The organism is Luteimonas notoginsengisoli, from assembly GCF_042648885.1.
In the GTDB taxonomy this organism is placed as follows: Bacteria; Pseudomonadota; Gammaproteobacteria; order Xanthomonadales; family Xanthomonadaceae; genus Luteimonas; species Luteimonas notoginsengisoli.
Genome location: NZ_JBHRYF010000008.1, coordinates 304303 through 327484, shown reverse-complemented (window position 1 = coordinate 327484; position 23182 = coordinate 304303). Strand labels below are relative to the sequence as shown.

General features: G+C 71.1%; 16 protein-coding genes and 1 tRNA gene. 13 read left to right on the top strand and 4 right to left on the bottom strand.

Going from position 1 to position 23182, the window contains the following annotated elements:
* Positions 1-93 precede the first annotated feature (93 nt).
* From ACFOM9_RS09370 to ACFOM9_RS09345, 6 genes are read left to right on the top strand one after another with little or no spacing between them, the layout of a single operon-like run.
* Positions 94-1611: a tryptophan halogenase family protein gene (locus ACFOM9_RS09370; protein ID WP_386710971.1), complete on the top strand. Its 1518-nt coding sequence runs from the start codon at positions 94-96 to the stop codon at positions 1609-1611.
* Positions 1608-4322, top strand: a complete 2715-nt coding sequence (locus ACFOM9_RS09365) for a beta-mannosidase (protein ID WP_386709436.1) — start codon at positions 1608-1610, stop codon at positions 4320-4322. Before ACFOM9_RS09370 ends, ACFOM9_RS09365 begins: the two co-directional genes overlap by 4 nt.
* Positions 4319-5611, top strand: coding sequence for an AGE family epimerase/isomerase (locus tag ACFOM9_RS09360; RefSeq protein ID WP_386709433.1), 1293 nt, complete (start codon positions 4319-4321; stop codon positions 5609-5611). The genes ACFOM9_RS09365 and ACFOM9_RS09360 overlap by 4 nt, the downstream gene beginning before the upstream one ends.
* Entirely contained in the window at positions 5608-7032 is a 1425-nt protein-coding gene (locus ACFOM9_RS09355) for a glycoside hydrolase family 47 protein (protein ID WP_386709430.1), read from the top strand. The genes ACFOM9_RS09360 and ACFOM9_RS09355 overlap by 4 nt, the downstream gene beginning before the upstream one ends.
* The gene (locus ACFOM9_RS09350; RefSeq protein ID WP_386709427.1) at positions 7029-7880 is read left to right on the top strand and encodes a copper homeostasis protein CutC; all 852 of its coding nucleotides are present in this window, start codon (positions 7029-7031) and stop codon (positions 7878-7880) included. Before ACFOM9_RS09355 ends, ACFOM9_RS09350 begins: the two co-directional genes overlap by 4 nt.
* Positions 7804-8781, top strand: a complete 978-nt coding sequence (locus ACFOM9_RS09345; protein WP_386709424.1) for a glucokinase — start codon at positions 7804-7806, stop codon at positions 8779-8781. Before ACFOM9_RS09350 ends, ACFOM9_RS09345 begins: the two co-directional genes overlap by 77 nt.
* Here the strand turns inward: ACFOM9_RS09345 and ACFOM9_RS09340 are convergent.
* Genes ACFOM9_RS09340 through ACFOM9_RS09330 form a run of 3 tightly spaced genes read right to left on the bottom strand, consistent with a single transcriptional unit; the run spans position 8769 to position 11941 of the window.
* On the bottom strand, positions 8769-9749 hold the full coding sequence (locus ACFOM9_RS09340; RefSeq protein WP_386709421.1) for a carbohydrate kinase family protein: 981 nt from the start codon (positions 9747-9749) through the stop codon (positions 8769-8771). The two genes, ACFOM9_RS09345 and ACFOM9_RS09340, sit on opposite strands and share 13 nt — an antisense overlap.
* Positions 9746-10867 carry a LacI family DNA-binding transcriptional regulator gene (locus tag ACFOM9_RS09335; protein ID WP_386709418.1) on the bottom strand — a complete coding sequence of 374 codons (1122 nt, stop codon included), beginning with the start codon at positions 10865-10867 and terminating at the stop codon, positions 9746-9748. The genes ACFOM9_RS09340 and ACFOM9_RS09335 overlap by 4 nt, the downstream gene beginning before the upstream one ends.
* Positions 10868-10918: 51 nt before the next feature.
* Positions 10919-11941, bottom strand: a complete 1023-nt coding sequence (locus tag ACFOM9_RS09330) for a N(4)-(beta-N-acetylglucosaminyl)-L-asparaginase (RefSeq protein WP_386709415.1) — start codon at positions 11939-11941, stop codon at positions 10919-10921.
* A gap of 220 nt (positions 11942-12161) precedes the next feature.
* Here ACFOM9_RS09330 and ACFOM9_RS09325 point away from each other — a divergent pair, with 220 nt between their 5' ends.
* Complete coding sequence (locus ACFOM9_RS09325) at positions 12162-14561, top strand: GH92 family glycosyl hydrolase (protein ID WP_386710968.1); 2400 nt, start codon at positions 12162-12164, stop codon at positions 14559-14561.
* Between the two features lie 193 nt (positions 14562-14754).
* A tRNA-Ile gene (locus ACFOM9_RS09320) sits at positions 14755-14827 on the top strand.
* 86 nt (positions 14828-14913) lie between these two features.
* On the opposite strand, the gene ACFOM9_RS09315 is transcribed toward ACFOM9_RS09320, so the two are convergent.
* Positions 14914-16416: a catalase gene (locus ACFOM9_RS09315; protein WP_386709412.1), complete on the bottom strand. Its 1503-nt coding sequence runs from the start codon at positions 16414-16416 to the stop codon at positions 14914-14916.
* A gap of 440 nt (positions 16417-16856) precedes the next feature.
* On the opposite strand from ACFOM9_RS09315, the gene ACFOM9_RS09310 reads away from it, so the two are divergent.
* The 5 genes from ACFOM9_RS09310 to hemC all read left to right on the top strand — a co-directional run bounded on the left by ACFOM9_RS09310 (position 16857) and on the right by hemC (position 23076).
* Positions 16857-18413, top strand: coding sequence for a glucan biosynthesis protein (locus ACFOM9_RS09310; RefSeq protein WP_386709409.1), 1557 nt, complete (start codon positions 16857-16859; stop codon positions 18411-18413).
* Positions 18410-20314 carry a glucans biosynthesis glucosyltransferase MdoH gene (mdoH, locus tag ACFOM9_RS09305; protein WP_386709406.1) on the top strand — a complete coding sequence of 635 codons (1905 nt, stop codon included), beginning with the start codon at positions 18410-18412 and terminating at the stop codon, positions 20312-20314. Before ACFOM9_RS09310 ends, mdoH begins: the two co-directional genes overlap by 4 nt.
* 49 nt (positions 20315-20363) lie before the next feature.
* Positions 20364-21029 (top strand): alpha/beta hydrolase, encoded by a 666-nt coding sequence (locus ACFOM9_RS09300; protein ID WP_386709403.1) that lies wholly within the window; start codon positions 20364-20366, stop codon positions 21027-21029.
* A gap of 274 nt (positions 21030-21303) precedes the next feature.
* Entirely contained in the window at positions 21304-22038 is a 735-nt protein-coding gene (locus ACFOM9_RS09295; protein ID WP_386709401.1) for a LytR/AlgR family response regulator transcription factor, read from the top strand.
* A 120-nt stretch (positions 22039-22158) separates the two neighbouring features.
* Positions 22159-23076, top strand: a complete 918-nt coding sequence (gene hemC, locus ACFOM9_RS09290) for a hydroxymethylbilane synthase (protein ID WP_386709398.1) — start codon at positions 22159-22161, stop codon at positions 23074-23076.
* Positions 23077-23182: the final 106 nt, after the last annotated feature.

Sequence of the window (23182 nt, the reverse complement as noted above, 5' to 3'; positions counted from 1 at the left end):
CGCGCCCCGCGCCCGACCGGCACGCGCCTGGCGACATCCATGCCGCATCGGCGGCCCACCCTGCCTTCGCAACGCGGCGGACCTGCAGTGACCATCAGCGACAAGCGGATCCGCAACGTGGTCGTCGTCGGCGGAGGAAGCGCCGGCTGGATGGCCGCGGCGACGCTGTCCACGTACCTGGGCCCGGAAGCGAACGTGCGCCTGGTCGAATCCGAGGAGATCGGCATCGTCGGCGTCGGCGAGTCGAGTGTGCCGCACATGAAGCGTTTCAACGGCAGCGTGCTGGGCATCGACGAGATGGATTTCGTCGCCAATACGCAGGCCACCTTCAAGCTCGGGATCCGGTTCGACGACTGGGCGCGCATCGGCGACAGCTACGTGCACGGCTTCGGCACCATCGGGCGCTCGCTGGGGCCGCTGCCGTTCCACCAGCTCTGGCTGAAACTGTTCCTCGCGGGGCGGGCGCCGGGCATCGCCGCCTTCTCGCTGCCAACCGCCGCCGCGCCACAGGGCAGGTTCACGACCGGCGCGGCCGATGCGCCCGGCGGCGCGCCGCTGACCGACGTTGCCTACGGCTACCAGTTCGACGCCGGCCTGTACGCGCGCTACCTGCGCAGGCTGTCCGAGCGCCGTGGCGTCGTGCGCATCGAGGGCAGGATCGTCGATGTCCGGCGCAAAGGCGACAACGGTGACGTCGAGGCGGTGGTGCTGGAAAGCGGCGACAGCATCTCAGGCGAGCTGTTCATCGATTGCTCCGGGTTCCGCGGGCTGCTGATCGAGCAGACGCTGAAGACCGGCTACGAGGACTGGACGCACTGGCTGCCTTGCGACCGCGCGGTGGTCGTGCCCAGCGAGCGCGCGGGGCCGCCGACACCCTACACGCGCGCCACCGCGCGCTCGGCCGGCTGGCAGTGGCGGATCCCGCTGCAGCACCGCGTGGGCAACGGCCACGTCTACTGCAGCGCCTACATGGACGACGACCAGGCCGCGACGCAGCTGCTCGCCGGCCTGGACGCGCGCGCGCTCGACGAGCCGCGTCTGCTGCGCTTCACCACCGGCCACCGCCGGCGGTTCTGGAACCGCAACTTGATCGCGCTCGGGCTGGCGGCCGGCTTCATGGAACCGCTGGAGTCGACCGGCATCTACCTGGTCCAGTCCGGCCTCGAACGCCTGCTCGGCCTGTTTCCGGACCGCGGCTTCGACCCGCTGCTGGCCGAGCGCTACAACCGCGACACCGTCCTCGAGTACGAGCGCATCCGCGACTTCCTGGTCCTGCACTACAGCGCGACCGAGCGCGACGACGCGCCATTCTGGATCCGCTGCCGGGAGGTACCGCTGCCCGAGACGGTGCGCGAGACGATTGACCTGTTCCGCCTGGACGGTCGCTACTTCCGCAACGCCGAGGACTTCTTCGCGCTGCCGAGCTGGGTGCAGGTGATGCTGGGCCAGCGCATCGTGCCGCGCGGCTACCACCCCCTGGTCGATGCGATTCCCGACGGCGAGCTGGCCACGTTCGTCGAACGCGTACGCGCTTCGATCGCCGATGCGGTGGCTGCGATGCCTTCGCACCAGGCCTTCATCGACCGCCACTGCAAGGCGCCGCCCGCGTGACGTGCCTAGCGGGCATCGCCGCGTGCAAGCGCCGCGCGCGCTGGAGGGCCTGCGCGCTCGCCGTCGCGTGCGCCGCGCTGTCGGCGGTCGCGGCGGCCTGCGCCGGCGAGCCCGTGCTCGACGAGCGCGTGCTCAACGAGGGCTGGCGGTTCCGCCTGCTGCCCGGCGCCGCTGCGGCGGACGCGCATCCGCAGGCTGCGCAGTGGCGCGACGCGTCCGTGCCCGGCACTGTGCATACGGACCTGCTCGCGCAGGAGCTGATCCCGGATCCCTACGCCGGCGCGGCGGAGGCCGGGCTGCAGTGGATCGGACTGGCGGACTGGGAGTACGCGGGCAGCTTCGACGTCGGGGCCGCGACCTTGGCCGCTGCGCGCACCGACCTGGTCTTCGATGGGCTGGACACGTTCGCCGAGGTCTGGCTCAACGGTACGAAGGTGCTGGATGCCGACAACGTATTCCGCATCTGGCGCGTGCCGGTGCAGGGCCGGCTGCGTGCACGCGGCAACACGCTGCGCGTCGTGCTGCGTTCGCCCATCGCGCGGCTGCTGCCGCAGGTGCAGGCGATGCCGCACAGGCTGGCTGGCAACTATCCCTCGCCCTACGGCGACGAGCCGCGCGACGCGATGACCGCGAACTTCGCGCGCAAGCCCGGTTACCACTACGGCTGGGACTGGGGGCCGCGCTACGTCACCGCCGGGATCATGAAGCCGGTGCGGTTGCAGAGTTGGGACGCCGTGCGCATCGCGGACCTGCAGATCCGCCAGGACCGGGTGGGCGAGAAAATCGCCGAGATCGTGGCCATCGTGACGGTCGACGCGGCGCGAGACGGCGATTACGCGCTGCGCCTGTGGCAGACCGATCCCGATGGCCGGCGCACGCTGGCGGCGCAGCGGCGCACGACGCTGCACGAGGGCGACAGCGCGGTGTCGCTGCCGGTCCAAATCGCCAGCCCGCAGCGCTGGTTCCCGACCGGCTATGGCAGGCAGCCGCTGTACCGCTTCGACGTGGAGCTGATGGACGGCAAGGCCGTGGTCGCGACGTCCGGGCGCCGCACGGGCCTGCGCAGCGTCGAGCTGCAGCGCGGCGCCGAAGGGGGCGGTTTCGCCTTCGTCGTCAACGGCGTCCCGGTGTTCGCCAAGGGCGCCAACGCGATTCCGTTCGACATGTTCCCGCCGCGCGTGACCGACGCCAACATCCGCCGGGTGCTGCAGTCCGCGCGCGACGCCAACATGAACATGGTCCGCGTGTGGGGCGGGGGCTACTACGAACGCGACGCCTTCTACGACATCGCCGACGAACTCGGGCTGATGGTCTGGCAGGACTTCATGTTCGGCGGCGGCATGCCGCCGGCCTACGATCCCGCGTTCCGCGCCAGCGTGGCCGCCGAGGCGCGCGACCAGGTACGGCGCCTGCGCAACCACCCCAGCCTGGTGCTGTGGTGCGGCAACAACGAGGAAGAGATCGCCTGGAAGTCGTGGGGCCACGGCAAGGCGCTGGCCGAGGCGGCTCCGGCGTTCGCCGACCGGGTGTGGCAAGGCTACGTGCAACTGTTCGGCCACGACCTGCGCGAGATCGTGGCGCAGGAGGGCGGCGGCACCGCCTACTGGTCGAGCTCGCCCGGCAACGACCTGGCCGAGGCCGCGAACACGCCCGAGGCCGGCGACATGCACTACTGGGAGGTGTGGGGCAATCCCGCATACCCGGTGGCGAAGTACCTGGAAGTCACGCCGCGCTTCATGTCCGAGTACGGCCTGCAGGCCTGGCCCGTCATGCGCACGGTGCGCGCCTTCGCCGGCGACGCGCCGCTGTCGATCGACGCGCCGGTGGTGAAGGCGCACCAGAAGTTCATGGCCGGCACGGGCAACGAGCGCCTGCTCCACTACATCCGGATGGAGTACGGCGAGCCCCGGGATTTCGCCGACTTCGTCTACCTGGGCCAGGTCATGCAGGCCGAGGGCATCGAAGTGGCCGCGCTGCACCACCGCGCCAGCCGGCCGGTGACGATGGGTTCGCTGTACTGGCAGCTCAACGACGTCTGGCCGGGCGCCTCGTGGTCGGGCATCGACTGGTACGGGCGCTGGAAGGCGCTGCACTTCCATGCCCGGCGATTCTTCGCCCCGGTGACCGTGGCCGCGCTGCGGCGCGACGGGACGACGACGGTGTCGCTGCTGTCCGACCGCATGCGCGCGCTGCGCGGCAGCCTGCGCCTGCGCGTCTTCGACGTCGGCGACGGGCGGCTGCTACGCGACGAGCGCACGCCGGTCGAGCTGCCGCCGCTCGCGGCAACCGTGGCGATGCGGCGCGACGACGCCGAGCTGCTCGCGGGCGCCGACCCGCGCCGCAGCGTTGCCGTGTTCGACCTCGAAGTTGCCGACGAGCCGCCTTCGCGCGGCACGGTCTGGTTTGCGCCGGCGCGTGACATCGCCTGGCCGGATCCCGGCCTGCGGTCTTCGCTGGTCCACGACGGCGACCGGTTCCGCCTGCAGCTGGAGGCGCAGCGTCCCGTGCGCGCGCTGTGGATCGACTTCGGCGACCTCGACGCCGAACTGCAGGACAATGCGCTCACGCTGCTGCCGGGCGAACGGCGATCGCTGCGGCTGTCGTCGCCCGCGTCCCTCGCCGCGCTGCGCGGCGCGCTCCACCTGCGCTCGCTCGCCGACGCGCTGCCGTCCCCAGATGCAGGCACCTCCGGAGCCGGAACCAACCGATGACCGACGCCACGCCCCCGATGCCCGACTTCCGCCGACCGGGCGCCCTGCGCGCGCACATCCGCGACACGATGGCCTTCTACCATCCGCGCTGCATCGATCCGGCGGGCGGATTCTTCCACTACTTCAAGGACGACGGCTCGGTCTACGACGCCAGCCATCGCCACCTGGTCAGCAGCACGCGCTTCGTCTACGACTACGCGATGGCGGCGAACGAATTCGGCGCGGAGGATCCGGCGCTGTGCGAGGCATACCTCGCCGCCGTGCGCCACGGCATCGCCTACCTGCGCGAGCGCCACTTCGATCCGGCGAGCGGCGGCTATGCCTGGACCATCCGCGACGGCAGGCCCGAGGACCTCACCCAGCAGTGCTACGGCGCGGCCTTCGTGCTGCTTGCCTACGCCTGCGCGCTGAAGGCCGGCATCGAACAGGCCCGCGGCTGGATGGACGAAGCCTGGCAGCTGCTGGAACGACGCTACTGGGAGCCGGAGCACGGCCTGTACCGCGACGAGGCGACGCGCGACTGGGTGTTCTCCGGCTATCGCGGCCAGAACGCCAACATGCACACGTGCGAAGCGATGCTCACCGCGTACGAAGCCGGTGGCGAGCGCCGCTATCTCGATCGCGCCCTGCTGCTGGCCGATCACATGACACGCCGCCAGGCGGACCAGGCCGGCGGACTGGTGTGGGAGCACTACGACGCGGACTGGAACGTCGACTGGGACTTCCACCGCGACGACCCGAAGCACCTGTTCAAGCCCTGGGGCTTCCAGCCCGGGCACCAGACCGAATGGGCCAAGCTGCTGCTGATCCTCGACCAGCACCTGCGCGATTCCGGCGCGGCGCAGGACTGGCTGGTGCCCAAGGCGCGGTTCCTGTTCGACCAGGCCATCGCCAAGTCCTGGGATGAGGAATACGGCGGCATGGTCTACGGCTTCGCGCCCGAGCGGCTGCGCGCGCCCGGCGCGGCGGGTCGCCTGCTCGCCGACGGCGAGACCTTTGTCTGCGACGAGGACAAGTACTTCTGGGTACAGGCCGAGTCCATCGCCGCCGCCGCGCGGCTCGCAGCGGCGACCGGCGACGAGACCTACTGGCGCTGGTACGACCGTCTCTGGGACTACGCGTGGCGGCACCTGGTCGACCATCGCCACGGCGCCTGGTATCGCATCCTCGACCGCGCCAACGGCAAGTACGACGACGAGAAATCCCCGGCCGGCAAGACCGACTACCACACCATGGGCGCCTGCCACGACGTGCTGTCGTGGCTGCGCACGCACCGGAGTACGCCATGAAGACACACTGCATCGCCCTGCTCATCGGACTGTCTGGCCTGGCCGCCTGCGCGACGCAGCCGGCGCCCGTCGCTGCCGCGCCGGCCGCGGTCGCCGCAACGGTCACGGCCGACGCCACGCCGATGGATGACGCCGAGGCGGCACGCTACGCCCGGCGCGTGCGCGAAGAGGCGCTGCATGCCTGGCAGGGCTACAGGCAATACGCCTGGGGCCACGACGACCTGGCGCCGCTGAGCCTGAAGCCGCACGACTGGTACGCGCAGTCGCTGCTGATGACGCCCGTCGACGCGCTCGACACGCTGATCCTGATGGGCTACGACGAGCAGGCCGACGCGGCGCGCAAACTGATCGACGCGCAGCTCTCGTTCGACCGGGACATCAGCGTGAGCCACTTCGAGGTCACCATTCGACTGCTCGGCGGCCTGCTGTCGGGCTACCAGCTGACCGGTGACCCGAAGCTGCTGGCGCTGGCCGATGACCTCGGCACGCGCATGTCGCCGGTGTTCGACACGCCGACCGGGCTGCCGTGGACCAAGGTCAACCTGCGCACCGGCGCGACCAGCGGGCCGATCAGCAATCCCGCCGAGACCGGCACCCTGCTGCTGGAGTACGGCACGCTGGCGCGGCTGACCGGCAAGCAGGCCTACTACGACAAGGCCAAGCGCGCGCTGGTGGCGACCTTCGAGCGCCGTGACCCGCACACCGGCCTGGTGGGCAGCGCGGTCGACGTGCGCACGGGCGCCTGGACCGATTCTTCCTCGCACATCAGCGGCGGCATCGACTCGTACTACGAGTACCTGTGGAAATGCTGGAAGCTGTTCGACGACAAAGACTGCCTGCGCATGTGGCAGGCCAGCGCGCCGGCGATGAATCGCTACCTTGCCGACGAGGTGGATGGGGCGCTGTGGTACGGCTACGCCGACATGCGCACGGGCGCCCGCACGCAGGCGCACTACGGCGCGCTGGATGCCTTCCTGCCCGGGCTGCTGGCGTATTCTGGCGACATCACGCGCGCGTCGCGCCTGCAGGACTCCGGGTTCCGGATGTGGCGGCTGCACGGCATCGAACCCGAAGTGCTCGACTACCGCGCGATGCAGGTGCTGTCGCCCGGCTACGCGCTGCGCCCGGAGATCGCCGAGTCCGCGTGGTACCTGCACCGGCTCGACGGCGACCCGCGGTGGCGGCGGCAGGGCGCGGCGATGTTCGACGACTTCGTCCGCTACACGCGCACCGACGGCGGCTACGCCGCGCTGCGCAGCGTCGTGACCAAGGAGAAGGCCGATCGCATGGAAAGCTTCGTGCTGGCGGAGACGTTCAAGTACTTCTGGCTGCTGTTCGCGCCGCAGGATGCGATCAACCTGGACGAGGTGGTGCTGAACACCGAAGCCCACCCCCTGAAACGGGTGCCCGCGACACCATGAGTCCCGACGCGGCCGCGCATGGACGCGGCGCCGGGGACGCGTGCGTGCTCGAGATCGCCGCCAATTCGCTGGCGTCCGCGCTCGCGGCGCAGGACGGAGGCGCCGACCGGATCGAGCTGTGCGCGGCGCTGGAGATCGGCGGGCTGACGCCTTCGCACGCGCAGATCTCGCTGGTGCGCGAGCGGCTGTCGATCCCGATCCACGTGCTGGTCAGGCCGCGCGCCGGCGATTTCGCCTACAGCGCGGAGGAGCACGCCACGATGCTCGCCGATGTCGCCCACTGCGTGGCGCTGGGCTGCGAGGGCGTCGTCGTTGGTGCGCTGGACCGGGATGGCGAAGTCGACGCGGTGCGATGCCGTGAACTGGTCGACGCGGCGGGCGGGCTGGACCTGACCTTCCATCGCGCCATCGACGTGAGCCGCGATCTCCTGCGTTCGCTCGACCAGGCCATCGAACTGGGATTCCACCGGATTCTCAGTTCCGGAGGCGCGGCCAGCGCGCCGCGGGGCGCGGATCGCCTGCGCGACCTGGTCGAACGTGCCGCCGGGCGCATCGCGGTGATGCCCGGCGGCGGCGTCGACGCCGGCAACGTCGCGGCGCTGGCGACCGCGACCGGCGCGCGCGAGTTCCACGCCTCGGCGAAGCGTGCGCTGCCGTCGGCAATGCGCCACGCGCCGCGCGAGACGCTCGGCATGGAGGAGGGGGAGTCGCGCAGCGACGCCGACCAGGTGCGTCGCATTGCGCAGCGCTGCGGGCGGTTCGCGAACCGGCATGAGCCGGGTTTTCCTCGCCGCCGATATCGGCGGGACGCATGCGCGCCTGGCCCTGGTGGAGCCGCGGGGCGGTGACCGCATCGCGGTCGTGCACCGCAGCCAGGGCCTGTGCGCGGCGCATGGATCGCTCGCGCAGGTCGTGTCGGCCTTGTTGCCGCAGGCGTCGCGGGTGGAAGCTGCCGCGATCGCGGTGGCCGGCGTCGTCCAGGGCGGCCGCGTCATCAGCCGGAACCTGCCGTGGCCGGTCGACGCCGACGGATTGCGCGCGCTCGGAATTCCGCGCGTCGCGGTGGTCAACGATTTCGTCGCCGCCGCGCACGCCGTGCAGTGCATGGAAGCCGCGGACACGACGCTGCTGACGCCGCGCGCGGGCGCCGCCGCGGATGGACCGGTGCTGGTGGTCGGTCCCGGCACCGGCTTGGGTGCCGCGCTGCGCGTGCCGGTGGCCGGCGGCGTCGCCGTCCTGCCGTGCGAGCCGCAGCAGATGTCGTTCGCACCGGGCAATGCGCGCGAATTGGCGCTGTTGAGGCAGTGGATGGAGGCAGGCACCGGCCACGTCGGCATTGGCCACGCCGTGTCCGGCCCCGGGCTGCTCTGCCTCTATCGCGGCCTGTGTGCGCTCGATGGCGTGGCGCCGGTGCTTGGCTCCCCGCTGGACGTGGCCGCCGCGGCGGATGGCAATGGCGACGCCCACGCGGCCGAAGCGGTGTCGCGGTTCTGCGGTCTGTTCGGGAGCCTGGTCGGGGACCTGGCCATGGCCACCGGCGCCAGCGCCGTCTTCGTGATCGGCGGCGTTGCGGCCAGTCTCAAGCGGCGTTTGCTCGAAAGTGATTTCGCTGCGCGCCTGGTCGACAAGGACCTGATGTGCCCGGTGCTGGAGCGCATCCCGGTGCGCCTGGTCGAGGATCCCGACGTGGGCGTGATCGGCGCCGCGTGCTGGTACCTGCAGCAGGCGGCCCGGGCTCAGGGCGCCTGATCGAGCAGCGCCAGCGCTTCCTCGTGGCGCGGCAGCGCGGCGAAGGCGCCGTGCCGGGTGACCGCCAGCGCGCCGCAGGCGGCGGCATAGCGCAGGCAGCGCGCCAGCTCCCCGGCCTGCGCGAGCAGCGCATCGAAGCCGCCCGCGAGGTGGCCGCATCGCTGGAGCTGCGACAGCAGGCCGCCGATGAAGGCGTCGCCGGCGGCGGTGGTGTCGATCGCGCGAACGTCGAACGTGGGCAACTCGCCGCTGCCGGCGCGGGTGTACCAGCGCACCGGCATGGCGCCGTCGGTGACCAGCACCAGGCGCGCGCCCTGCAGCAGGCGGGCGACGAGGTCGTCGTCGCCGAGCCCGTCGCGCTTGAGGAACTCCAGCTCCTCGCGCGCCAGCTTGACCAGGTCGGCCGCTTCGAGCGCCGTCCACAGCGCGGGCAGCGAGGGCGCGCCGTCCTGCCATAGCGCCGGCCGCAGGTTGAGGTCGATGCTCGCCAGCGCGCCCGCTGCGCGCGCGCGCGCCATGCCCGAGAGCGTCGCGGCGGCGACTTCGGCCTCGGTCAGGCTATTGCTGCAGACGTGGAAGCAGCCGATCCCGGTGAAGCCGGCGTCGTCGAAGTCCCCGGCGCGGAACAGCAGGTCTGCCGCAGGCGGGCGGTAGAAGCTGAAGCTGCGCTCGCCCTGCGCGTCCAGCGAGACGAAGGCGAGCGCCGTGCGCGCCTGCGCGGTGCGGCGGACGCTGCGCACGCCGACGCCAGCCTCGCGCAGGCTTTCGAGCAGGAAGTCGCCGAACATGTCCGTTCCGAGCATGCCGATGAACTCGCAGCGGCCGCCGAGGCGTGCGATGGCCACCGCCGCGTTCGCCGGCGCGCCGCCCGCGTACTGACGGAACGTGCGCGCTTCGCCCGGCGTGGGCGGGTCGGCGAGGAAGTCGATCAACGCCTCGCCGAAGCAGGCGATGGTGCCGGCGCTCACGGCCGCTCCCGCCGCGGGTGCGACACGGCCGCGTCGCCGGGCCGGGCATCGGCGGCGTCGGGCGTGCTGTCGCGTTCGGTCAGGCGCACCGGCGCAATCACCCTGCGCCGGGGCAGGGGCGCAGGCGCCGAGGCGCGTTCCAGCAGCAGTTCGGCGGCCTGGCGGCCCCGCGCGCGCGGGTCGGCATTGACCGTGGTCAGCGGCGGGACGCCGACCGCTGCCTCGGAGATGTCGTCGAAGCCGGTCACGGCGAAATCGAGGCCGGGATGGCGGCCGAGGCGCGCCAGGCCGAGCATCAGGCCGAGCGCGACGGCGTCGTTGTAGCAGACCGCCGCGGTCGGCGCCCGATCGGCGGCGAACAGCGCGTCGGCGTGGGCGTTGGCTTCCAGCCGCGTCGGCGCGGTTTCCACCATCCAGCGCGCCTCGACGTCGATGCCGGCTTCGGCCAGCGCGTTGCGGTAGCCCTGGCGGCGCTGGGCGCACGAGCTGGACTGCGCGTGCCCGCCGAAGAAGGCGATGCGGCGGTGGCCCTTGGCCAGCAGGTAGGCCGTGGCGGCGTGGGCGCCGGCGACGTTGTCCAGGCCGAGGAAGTCGTAGCCGAATCCCTCGGCCTCGCCGTCGGCCAGCTCGCGATTGAACACGAGCAGGGGCGTGTGGCGGCCGACGGCCTGTGCGACGTCGGCGGCCCGGCTGGACTCGGCCGGTGACAGGATGATCCCGGCCGGATGGTGCTCCATCAGCGAGCCCAGCACCTGCTGCTGCCGGGCGGTTGACTCGTTGCTGCTGCCCAGCAGGGTGACGTAGCCCTTGGCGCCGAGCGCCTCGTCCACGCCGGCCGCGAATTCGGCGAAGAACGGGTTCGACAGGTCGTTGATGACCAGCGCCACGGCCTTGGAGACGCGCTGGCGCAGGCTGGCCGCCACGCGGTTGTAGACGTAGCCTACGCGCTGCATTTCGGCCTCGACCCGGTGGCGGGTTTCGGTGCGTACCAGCGGGCTGTTGCGCAGCACCAGCGACACCGTCGCGCGCGAAACGCCGCAGGCCTGCGCGATGTCGTTCAAGGTGATCCTGCGAGGCTTTTCCAAAAGCGCGCCCGAACCCGGTTTAGATCGATTCAATCCGCGCCATCGTGCGTCAAAAGCAGGGCGCCGGCAAGCGGCCGGCCGCGTCTACGTCAGGCTCGGCGCCTCCACCAGGCGGTCGTCCACGGCGGTGCGCACGGCATAGCTGAAGCCGGGCTGCAGCGCGTAGCCGCCGACGCGCCCGTGGCGATCGACGGCGACGAAGGCCATCTGCAGATCCCTGGGCGGTGACGGATACCGGCGGGCGATGCGTTCGATCGCCTCCTTGCACGCCTGCTCGGGCGCACGACCCTGGCGCACCAGTTCGACCACGGTGTGCGAACCGCAGATGCGCAGGCATTCCTCGCCGACCCCGGTCGCGCTGGCGGCACCGACTTCGCCGTCGACGAATAGTCCGGCGCCCGAAATCGGCGAATCGCCGACGCGCCCACGCATCTTGAACGCCATGCCGCTGGTGGTGCAGGCGCCGGCCAGGTGCCCCGCGCGGTCCAGCGCGAGGATGCCGATGGTGTCGTGGTTGCGTTCCCCGCCCGGCACGGCACCGGGCATCCGGTAGCGGTTGCTGAGTTCGATGTTCGGCTGTGGCCGGTACTCCGCGGTCTTCAGCCATGCCCGCCATGCCTGTTCGGCTTCCGGCGTGAGCAGGTCCTGGCGCCGGAAGCCTTCGCCGAGCGCGAACTGCAGCGCGCCTTCGCCGACCAGCAGCACGTGCGGGGTCTTCTCCATCACCCGCCGCGCCACCGAGACCGCGTGCACGATCTCTTCCAGGCAGGCCACGCTGCCGAGCTTGCCCAGGTGGTCCATGACGCAGGCGTCGAGGGTCACGTGCCCGTCGCGGTCGGGGTAGCCGCCCAGGCCCACCGAATGGTTGGCCGGATCCGACTCGGGCACCCTGGCGCCGGCCTCGACTGCGTCCAGCGCCGCGCCTCCCGCTTCGAGCACGTGCCAGGCCGCGGCGTTGGCGGCCTGGCCGAAGGCCCAGGTCGAGACCACGAGCGGCGCGGCGTCGGTGGCCGGGTCCGGATCCGGGGCCGGAACGCCGGCGCGCGCCAGCGCCGGCAGGGCGGCCGAGAGGCCGAGCAGTTGCAGGAAACCGCGGCGTGCAAGCATCGGTCGCTCCTTCTGGCTTCGATTTGGATCGTTCTAAATCGTGCGCTACATTACACCTTCGCTGCGTTGCGCACGGGTGGCCGAGCCTGCCCGACCACCCAATGCCGGGGAGGCTCGCATGTTCCGACTGGTCACGTCCGCCGCGTTGGCGACCGCTTCGGGTTGGCGTCCCCGGCTTGCCCTCGCGCGGGCGGCGTCGGCCGGCCTGCTGGCCGCGGCGATGGCATTCGCGCCCGCGCCGGTCCGCGCCGGCGGATCCGAAGACCTGGCGACCCTGGTCAACACCTTCATCGGCACCCGCGACGAGGGCAATACCTTTCCGGGGGCCTCGGCGCCCTTCGGCATGATCCAGGTCAGCCCGACCGGCTCGCACTACGCCGGCTGGCGGGACGGCGACGAGCGGATCCGCGGCTTCGGCCGCAGCTACCTGTCTGGCGCCGGGTGCTGGGAGCAGGGCGGGCAGGTGTCCGTGCTGCCGGTGACCGGCGTGATCGGCCCCGGTGGCGATTTCGACACGCGCAACGCGGACAGCTTCGACCACCGCAAGTACGGAGCCCGCTACCGGCACGATCCCGACGGCGGCCAGGCCGGCTACTACAGGGTGCGGCTCACCGATTACGGCGGCATCGACGTCGAGGCCACCGCGCTTGCCCGCGCCGCCGCCGAGCGCTACACCTGGGCCCCGGGCGCGGCGACCGGCCATGTCCTGGTCGACGTCGGCCAGGCCAACGAGAAGCACCGCGTGATCGGCAGCGAGATCCGCCTGGTCGGCGACCGCGCGGTGGAGGGCAAGGTGACGACGCTCAGCTTCTGCGGCGGCCACCAGTACGCGACGTGGTTCCGGATCGAGTTCGACCGTCCGTTCGCGTCGTTCGGCGTCTGGGGCCAGGCAGGCGGCACGCCGGGCGCGCGCTACAGCATGGAGAGCGAGTACGAGCCATTCAACGGCGCCTGGCTGAGCTTCGATCTCGCCGGCGCGCGCAGCGTCACCGCGACCAGCGCGATTTCGCACGTCGACCTCGAAGGCGCGCGCGCCAACCTGCGCGCGGAAGCCAAGCGCGACGGCAGGCTGCTGACCTTCGATGCCATGCGCGGCGCCGCGCAGCAGGCCTGGCGCGATGCGTTGTCGAAGGTACGAGTCGAAGGAGGAAGCCGCGACGACCGCGTGGTGTTCTACACCGCGCTCTACCACGCGCTGCTGCAGCCGCTGACCGGCAGCGACGCCGACGGCCGCTATCGCGGTTACGACGACGCGATCCACGTCGCCGACGGCTGGACGTACCACGAGTTCTTCTCGCTGTGGGACACCTACCGCTCGCAGAACCAGCTGCTGGCGCTGCTCGAACCGCGGCGCGCGCGCGACATCGGTCGCTCGCTGCTGGCGATCGACGCGCAGGGCGGTTGGCTCCCCAAGTGGGGCTACGCCGACTTCGACACCAACACAATGACCGGCGATCCGGTCACGCCGTTCCTGGTCGACCTGTGGCGCTACGGCGCGCTCGACGGGCGCGAAGACGCCGCCTGGGCCGCGCTGCGCAGGAATGCCTGGGAAGTACCGCCGCTGCTGTCGCGTTCGGAGGGGCGCGCGGGCAACGCCGGTTACCTGCGCGACGGCTTCGTGGTCTTCGATCGCACCTTCCCGGCCAAGGGCATGGACGTGGACCCGCACAACGGCGGCTCGGCGACGCTGGAATACGCGCTCGCCGACTGCGCGCTGGCGCAGATGGCCGACGCGCTTGGCAAGCACGACGACGCGGCGGCGCTGCGCGCGCGCGGAGGCAACTGGCGCAACGTCTGGGACCCCGCGCTGGCGGAGCCCGAATCGGGCTTCACCGGATTTCCGCGCCCGCGGCTGGCCGACGGCGCGTGGTTCACGCCGCCCACCGGCGCTTACAGCCCGCGCTCGCACTACGGATTCCACGAGGGCACGGCCTGGCAATACCAGTGGCTTGTGCCGCAGGACGTGCCGGGACTGGCGCGCGCGATGGGCGGAAGGGATGCGATGGCGCGCCGGCTCGACGCCTTCTTTGCCTACGACGAGCTGCTGGCCGATCCCGCGAACGCGGCGCGCAAGGCCTGGGTAGGCGGCGCGTACAGCTATTACGGCCAGTACCGCTACAACCCGAACAACGAGCCGACCATGCATGTACCCACGCTGTACAGCCTAGTCGGCCAGCCGTGGAAGACCGCGACCGTGCTGCATGCCGTGCAGACGCTCTTCACCAACGCACCGAACGGCGTCACGGGCAACGACGACCTCGGGACGATGTCGGCGTTCTATCTCTTCGGCGCGATGGGGTTCTCGCCGCTGATGCCGGGCAGCGGGCGGATGCTGCTGCATCCGCCGCGCTTCGACCGCGTGACCCTCGAGCTCGAAGGCGGTCGCCGACTGGTGGTCAAGGCCGACGGTGCGAGGTCGCCGCAGCCGCGCTACGTCGCGTCGGTGGCCCTGGATGGCAAGCCGCAGGCGGCGACGTGGCTGCCGGTCGAGCGGCTGATGCAAGGCGGCAAGCTGGAGTACATGCTGTCGGAGCGCCCCGACCCGGCGGGATGGGGCACCCGCAAGGAAGACATCCCGCCGGCGCTGTGCGCGGCGGTGGATCCCGCGCAGTCGCGCTAGGCACGCCGCCGGTCGGTCGGCGCCGGCGCGAAAGCGCCTGGGCGCGCTACGCCTTTCCGGGATCGTTCGCGTTAGCTGCGCGTTCGCGGTGCGGAAGTGGAAACATGGGCCGACGCGCGGAGGGCTTTCATGAGCGCCGGCGTCCGAACTCGATGGCTGCCCCGCGGGCGCTCCTCTAAACTGCGTGCGGTACGGGCCTATAGCTCAATGGTTAGAGCAGAGGACTCATAATCCTTTGGTTCCAGGTTCGAGTCCTGGTGGGCCCAGAATGCCGAGTTCGCACGCGGTGTGAGCGGATGCACTCCGCACAGGCGGGATGCAAAGCCATCCCGCCGCGTCCTGTCGGCCACGCTCAGCCTTCGCCCATGCCTTCGGCCGGCTCCGGCGCACTGCCGGCGCGGACCTTGTCCTCGATGCGCTGGCCGACGTCGGGATCGATGCTTTTCCAGTAGCCGAATGCGCGCTCCAGGACCGGGCTGCGCACGCCGCCGAGCAGGCTGCCGGCGACCTGGTCGACCAGCGCGTCGCGCTCGGCGTCGCCCAGCACCTCGCGCACCATCGTGCCGGGTTGGCCGAAGTCGTCGTCCTCTGCGTGCAGGGTGTAGGCGCTGCGCACCATCTCGCCGTCGGCCTCCCAGCCGTCGGCCATCGCGCCGGTTTCGTCGGCCCACGGGCGACCGCCGCTGTTGGTGGCGTGCACCGGCGCGTTGCCGCTGTGGTGGTAGGCCATCTGCCCGTCGAACAGGTAGCTGTTGACCGGGCACCTGGGCTGGTTGACCGGCAGCTGGTGGAAGTTGGTGCCGATGCGGTTGCGTTGCGCGTCGGCATAGGCGAACGCGCGGCCGAGCAGCATCTTGTCCGGCGACAGGCCGATGCCCGGCACCGTGTTGCCCGGCGAGAACGCGGCCTGCTCGATCTGGGCGAAGAAGTTGTCCGGATTGCGGTTGAGCGTCATCCGGCCGACCTTGATCAACGGGTAATCCGCGTGCGGCCAGACCTTGGTCAGGTCGAACGGGTTGAAGCGGTAGTCCTTGGCATCGGCGTACGGCATCACCTGCACCGACAGGATCCAGCTCGGATGGTCGCCGCGGGCGATCGCGTTGAACAGGTCGCCACGGTGGAAGTCCGCGTCCTTGCCGGCCATCGCAGCGGCCTCGGCGTTGCTGAAGAATTCCATGCCCTGCTCGGTATGGAAGTGGTACTTGACCCAGAATTTCTCGCCGGCGGCATTGATCCACATGTAAGTATGCGAGCCGTAGCCGTTCATGTGCCGCCAGGTGCGCGGCAGGCCGCGGATGCCCATGACGTAGGTGACCTGGTGCGCGGTCTCCGGATTGTTTGTCCAGAAGTCCCACTGCATGTGGTTGTCGCGCAGGCCGGAGTCGGGCAGGCGCTTCTGGCTGCGGATGAAATGCGGGAACTTCATCGGGTCGCGCACGAAGAACACCGGCGTGTTGTTGCCGACCAGGTCGTAGTTGCCTTCGTCGGTATAGAACTTCAGCGAGAAGCCACGCACGTCGCGCCAGGTGTCGGGGCTGCCCTGTTCGCCGGCGACGGTGGAGAAGCGGGCGAGCATGTCGGTGCGCGCGCCTGGCTGGAACAGCGCCGCTTTCGTGTACTTCGACACGTCTTCGGTGGTCTCGAACACGCCGAAAGCGCCGGCACCCTTCGCGTGCGGCTGGCGCTCGGGCACCTTCTCGCGATTGAAGTGCGCCATCTGCTCGAGGAAGTGCACGTCATGCAGCAGGATCGGGCCGTCCGCGCCAATGGTCAGCGAGTTGCGGTCGCTCGGAGCCGGTGCGCCGCTCCCGGTGGTCGATCCTGTCGTCGAGCGCTTGTCTGCTGGGGTGGTCATGGCGGCTTGCTCCTGGGCGGTGGGACGGCGCGTGTGTGCGACCGAGTCTCCTCCGCTACCCCATGGGGCGCAAATCAATTGTCCTGATCGCAGCGATAGGCGCGGCGGTGTCCCGCGCGCAGCGCACGGGACAATCCGGGCACAGCGACGTCGGTGTGAGTACGTAGCCAACTCGTGCACGCGCATGGACGCGACGGCTGCATGGGCGTCGCGCTCGGGCGTTCTGCATCGACAGCCGACTGGGGCGTGCACCGAAGGGATTGGGGGGGCCCGAGTTCTTGCGCGCCGGAATCCGGTCATCATCCACTGCGTCCGAACGGGAGAACAGCCGGAGCGATTCCGCCGCGCCGCGTGGCTGATGGCTGCGGCGTGTCTCGCTCGCGCAGTTGTCGGCACGCGTCGGCTTTACGTTCTGGTGAGCCTTGTCGCCGTATAGTGCCTTGCTGCATTTCGCCCGCGAGGTAACGGTGCATCGTCGTGAAGTGGTCCTGTCGGGATTGTCGCTGCCCCTGCTCACGCTGGTCCGACCGCTGGAAACGTTTGCAGCCACGCCGGCGAGCGACACCGGATTCACCGGCAGGTTCGACGATGGCACCGTGCCGGCGCTGGCCCGTGCGCTCGCCGCGCAGGCCTATCGGCCACCGGGCGACGCATTGCCGCCGGCGCTGGCGAAGATCGGCTACGACCAGTACCGCGACTTCCGCTACCGGCCCGCGCGTGCGCTGTGGCGAGACGACGGGCTGCCGTTCCAGGCGCAGTTCTTCCACCGCGGGTTCCTGTTCAAGGATCGGGTCGACGTGTACACGGTGCACGATGGCCGGGCGGCGCCGTTCGCGTTCTCCACCGGGTTGTTCGACTACGCGCCGCAGCCGGTGCCGAAGGTCGGCGACGTCGGCTTCGCCGGTTTCCGGCTGCACGCGCCGATCAACCGTGCCGACCATTTCGACGAGCTGTGCAGCTTCCTCGGCGCCAGCTATTTCCGCGCGGTGGCCAAGGGACTGAACTACGGCCTGTCGGCGCGCGGGCTGGCGCTGGGCACCGGCGAGCCCGCGCCGGAGGAGTTCCCGCGCTTCACCGCGTTCTGGCTGGAGCGGCCGGCGGCGGACGCGCAGGCGCTGGTGGTGCACGCGCTGCTCGACAGCCCGAGCGTGGCCGGGGCGTTCCGCTTCGCGATCGATCCGGGCGACGAAACGGTGTTCGACGTGGACATGCGGCTGTATCCGCGCGTCGAACTCGTCCATGCCGGGATCGCGCCGCTGACGAGCATGTTCGAGTTCGATCCCAGCGACCGCATCGGCGTCGACGACTACCGCCCGGCGGTGCACGACTCGGACGGCCTGGCGATGTTCAACGGCAAGGGCGAGCAGGCCTGGCGACAGCTGCAGAATCCCGCATCGCTGCAGCACAGCGGCTTCCAGGACGCTGGTCCCCGCGGCTTCGGGCTGATGCAGCGCAAGCGTCGCTACGAGGATTTCCAGGACGCCGAGGCCGCGTACCAGAAGCGGCCCAGCCTGTGGGTCGAGCCGCTCGGCGACTGGGGCGAAGGCGAGGTGCACCTGGTCGAGATCCCGACCGCCGACGAGTACCACGACAACATCGTGGCGTTCTGGCGGCCGAAGGCGGCCATCGCCGCCGGCACCGAACACCGCTGGCGCTATCGCCTGCACTGGTGCCGCGACCATGCGTGGAAGCCGGCGCTGGCCACCGTGTCCGCGACCCGCATCGGCGCCTCCCACGACGGCGCGCGGCTGGTGGTGGTGGACCTCGCCGGCGGACGCCTGGCGAAGCTGGCCGATGACGCGAAGCCGCGCGTCGATGCCGCCGCCTCACAGGGCGCTTTGCGCAACCCGGTCGCGTATCGCAATGCCGACACGGGCGGCTGGCGGATGAGCTTCGAGCTGCATCCTGGCGATGCGCGCGTGAGCGAGCTGCGTGCGCGGCTGGTCGACGACCAGGGCCCGCTTACGGAAACCTGGCTGTACCGGTGGATGGCGTGAGCGAGATCGAGGCGGCATCCGACGCGGCCCCGGCGCTGCCAGCCGAAGCGCCGCTGGACATGCCCGTGCAGTCGCTGCGTGCCGGCCGCATGCAGGGGCGCCGGTTCCCGACCACGCCCGGCGGCATGTTCTGGCGTCGGCTGGCGATCATCGGGGCGGCGGTGCTGCTGACCTTCGTTGCCACCTACCAGATCTGGTGGCTGCTGCGCGGCGACGGCACCGACGTGCTGGAGACCGCGCTGCTGGTGCTGTTCGTGTTCCTGTTCGCGTGGATCGTGCAGGCGTTCGTCGGCGCGCTGGCGGGCTTCGTGCTGATCGTGTCCAAGCGGCGCGCGCGCCTGGGGCTGTCGGCGAAGCTGCCGCTGCCGCGGCTGGCATCGCGCACCGCGTTGCTGATGCCGACCTACAACGAGGATCCCGAGCGCCTGGTCGCCGGGTTGCAGGCGATGCACGAGTCGCTGGCGGCCACCGGGCAGCAGGACCATTTCGACTTCTTCGTGCTCAGCGACACCCGCAATCCCGGCATCCAGCAGGCGGAACGGAGCGCGTTCGATGCCCTGCGCCGACGGCTCGGGCCGGGGGCGCGCGTGTTCTACCGGCTTCGCGAGAACAACCACGAGCGCAAGGCGGGCAACATCTCCGACTGGGTACGCCGCTGGGGCGGTGCATATCCGCAGTTCCTGATCCTCGACGCCGACAGCCTGATGACCGGCGACACGCTCGTGCGCCTGGCCGGTGCGATGGAAGGCCACGACGACGTGGCCCTGATCCAGACCCTGCCGGTGATCGTCAACGGCAATACGTTGTTCGCGCGGATGCAGCAGTTCGCCGGGCGCGTGTACGGGCCGGTGATCGCCTACGGCGTGGCCTGGTGGCACGGGGCGGAGAGCAACTACTGGGGCCACAACGCGATGATCCGCACGCGCGCGTTCGCGCAGTGCGCCGGGCTGCCGGAGCTGCGCGGGGTAAAGCCGTTCGCCGGCACCGTGCTCAGCCACGATTTCGTCGAAGCGGCGCTGCTGCGCCGCGGCGGCTGGGCGCTGCACATGGTGCCGTCGCTGGCCGGCAGCTACGAGGAAGGCCCGCCGTCGCTGACCGACATGCTGGTGCGCGACCGCCGCTGGTGCCAGGGCAACCTGCAGCACGGGGCAGTACTGCCGGCCAGGGGCCTGCACTGGGTGAGCCGCTGGCACCTGCTGATCGGCATCGGCCACTACTTCACCGCGCCGATGTGGGCGATGCTGATGCTGGTGGGCCTTGCGATTCCGCTGCACCACGCGGGGCTGTCGTGGGGCAACGTCGAGCTGTCGGACTTTTCGCCGACGACGTACTGGCGCGAGCAGGATCCGGACCGCTTCCTCTGGGTGTTCGTGTTCACCATGGGCATGCTGCTGGCGCCGAAGCTGATGGGCTTCATCGCCACAGTCTTCGATCGCGACATGCGCCGCGGCTGCGGCGGCGCCTGGCGCACGTTCGTCGGCATGCTGCTGGAAACCGTGCTGGCCGCGCTGATGGCGCCGGTGACGATGTACGTGCAGTCGCGCGGCGTGGCCGAGGTGCTGGCAGGCAAGGATTCGGGCTGGGAGTCGCAGCGTCGCGACGACGGCAGCCTGCCGTTTTCCAGCCTGCTGCGCAGTTACGGCGGGCTGAGCCTGCTGGGCGTGCTGGCCGCGGCGATGGCGTGGAGCATCTCGCCGGCGTTGGCGTGGTGGATGTCGCCGGTGATCCTGGGCCTGGTGCTGTCGATCCCGATCGTGATGCTGACCTCGGCGCGCGCCCCGGGGCAGTGGCTGCGCCGGCGCCGCATCTTCTGCACGCCCGAGGAGCTGGCGCCGCCGGCGGTGCTGGTGCGCGCCAGCGAACTGCGCGCCGCGCGCGCGGACGACCACGCGCCTGCCTGACGCGGCGCCTGCCGCCATAATGCCCGCACCACCCACACACGGCCCCAACATGCTCGAGACCATCGAACGCGAAACCGGCCCGTCGCCGCGCTACAGCGTGATCTGGCTGCACGGCCTGGGCGCCGACGGCGGCGACTTCGTGCCGATCCTGCCGGAACTCGTGCGCCCGGCGTGGCCTGCGGTCCGCTTCGTGTTCCCCCACGCGCCGGTGCGCCCGGTCACGATCAACAACAGCGTGCCGATGCGCGCCTGGTACGACATCCGCGAGGCCGACCTGGCCAACCGCGCCGACGAGGCGGGCGTGGCGGCGTCGGTGGAGCGGGTCGAAGCGCTGGTCGCGCGCGAAGCCCAGCGCGGCGTGCCGGCGTCGCGGGTGTTCCTCGCCGGCTTCTCACAGGGCGGGGCGGTCACCCTTGCCGCCGGGCTGCGCCGGAGCGAAGCGCTGGCCGGCCTGGTCGCGCTATCGACCTATGTTCCCGCGGCGCAGACCGCCGCTGCCGCGCTGGCCGTCGGCGCGAACGCGCAGCCGGTGTTCATGGCGCACGGCACCCAGGATCCGGTGGTGCCGCTGCGTGCGGGCGAACAGAGCGCCGCCCTGCTGCGTGACCTGGGCTTCGCCGTCGACTGGCACGCGTATCCGATGCCGCACTCGGTCTGCCTGGAAGAGATCCGCGACCTCGGTGACTGGCTGTCGCCGCGGCTGGCCGACGCCTGACACGGCCCGACGGCCGTGTAGGAGCGGCTTCAGCCGCGAGCTTTTGCCGTAGCCCTTCTTCCGCGAAGGCAGGGGAGATCGGGAGGGGTGATCACGATACGCAGTGATCCTGACGGCATCCCTCCCCAACCCTCCCCTGCCTCCGCAGGCTCGCGGCTGAAGCCGCTCCCGCGACAGGCGAGACCTGGGTCGGATCGCGCCCGATGGCCCCGCCGCGACGCGGCCGCTACTATCGAACCGAATAGCCCCGCAGCTGCCCGAGGACGCCGCGAGCATGAAGGTGGTCATCGCCGACGACGAACCGCTGGCCCGCGAACGCCTGCGCATGCTGCTGGCCGACCACGCTGACCTGGAAGTGGTCGCCGAAGCCGGCGACGGGCGCGAGGCGCTGCATGCCTGCGCCGCGCACGACGCCGATGTGGTGTTGCTCGACATCGCCATGCCCGGCATCGACGGGCTCGAAGCCGCGCGCCACCTGGCCGCGTTCGAGCCGCGCCCGGCGGTCGTGTTCTGCACTGCCTATGACGCGCACGCGCTGTCGGCGTTCGAAGCCGCCGCGGTCGACTACCTGGTCAAACCGGTGCGCGCCGAGCGCCTGCATGCCGCGCTCGAACGCGCGCGCACCTTCATTGCCGGCCGCGACCACAATGCCGCCGCGGCGCGCGACGGCAAGGGCCGCCAGCGCACGCACCTGTGCGCGCGCCTGCGCGGCAGCCTGCGGCTGATCCCGATCGAGGACATCCACTACCTGCAGGCCGACGAGAAATACGTCGTGGTGCACCACGCCCGCGGCGAGGACCTGATCGAGGAATCGCTGAAGGCGCTCGAGGAGGAATTCGGCGACCGCTTCCTGCGCATCCACCGCAACTGCCTGATCGCGCGCCACGAACTGGTCGAACTGCGGCGCGAAACCGACGGGCGCGTCCACGCGATCCTGCGCCACGGCGAGCAGCCGCTGGAAGTCAGCCGCCGCTGCGTGGCCGGGCTGAAGGACGTGGTCCGGCAGTAATCGTGGCATCCCGCGGTGGCTCCGGGCCGCGGGCGTGTGAGGCCGGAGCCTCGAGGTTCGCGGCTGGAGCCGCCCGCACCGGCCATCCCACGCGCACCCCCCCAGCGGCGATAATGGCCCATGGCCACGATCCGCATCGCTACCCGCAAGAGTCCGCTGGCGCTTTGGCAAAGCGACCATGTCGCCGAGCGCCTGCGCGCGGCGCACCCCGGGCTGGAGGTGCTGCTGGTGCCGATGACCACCCGCGGCGACGAGGTGCTCGACCGCTCGCTGGCGGCGATCGGCGGCAAGGGCCTGTTCCTCAAGGAGCTGGAGCTCGCGATGCTGCGCGGTGGCGCCGACTGCGCGGTGCATTCGCTCAAGGATGTGCCGATGGAGCTCGAAGGTCCGTTCGCGCTGCCGGCGATCCTCGACCGCGCCGACCACGCCGACGCGTTCATCAGCAACCATCACGACGGCATCGACGCCCTGCCCGAAGGCGCGCGCGTAGGCACCTCGTCGCTGCGGCGCCAGGCGCAGCTGCGCGCGCGACGCCCGGACCTGCAGCTGGCCGACCTGCGCGGCAACGTCAACAGTCGCCTGGCGAAGCTCGACAACGGCGATTACGACGCGATCGTGCTCGCGTGCGCGGGCCTGCTGCGGCTGGGGTTCGGCGAACGCATCCGCGCCCGGCTCGACGCGCCCGGCTGGCTGCCGGCGCCGGCGCAGGGCGCGATCGCGATCGAATGCCGCCAGGACGATGCCATCACCCGCGCGCTGTGCGCGACGCTCGACGACGCGCCCACGCGCACCTGCGTGGAAGCCGAGCGCGCGATGAACCGCGCGCTGCACGGCAGCTGCCACGTGCCGGTGGCGGCGCTGGCGCGACTCGATGGCACGCAGCTGCTGCTGCAGGGCCTGGTCGGTTCCGCCGCCGACGGCCGCTGCGTGCGCGCCGAAGCCGACGGCGACGCAGCGCAGGCCGAGGCGATCGGCAACCTCGTCGCCCGGCGGCTGCTGGACGCGGGCGCGGCGGAGTTCCTGCCGCCGCGCGAGTGAGTCGCCAGCGGCGCGTTCCTGCGGCGCGGGACGATCTGACGGGATTCTGCGACCGGACTGATCGTGTCCTGCGCCCCATGATCGAATGGCCGGGCAGGGCGCGTGC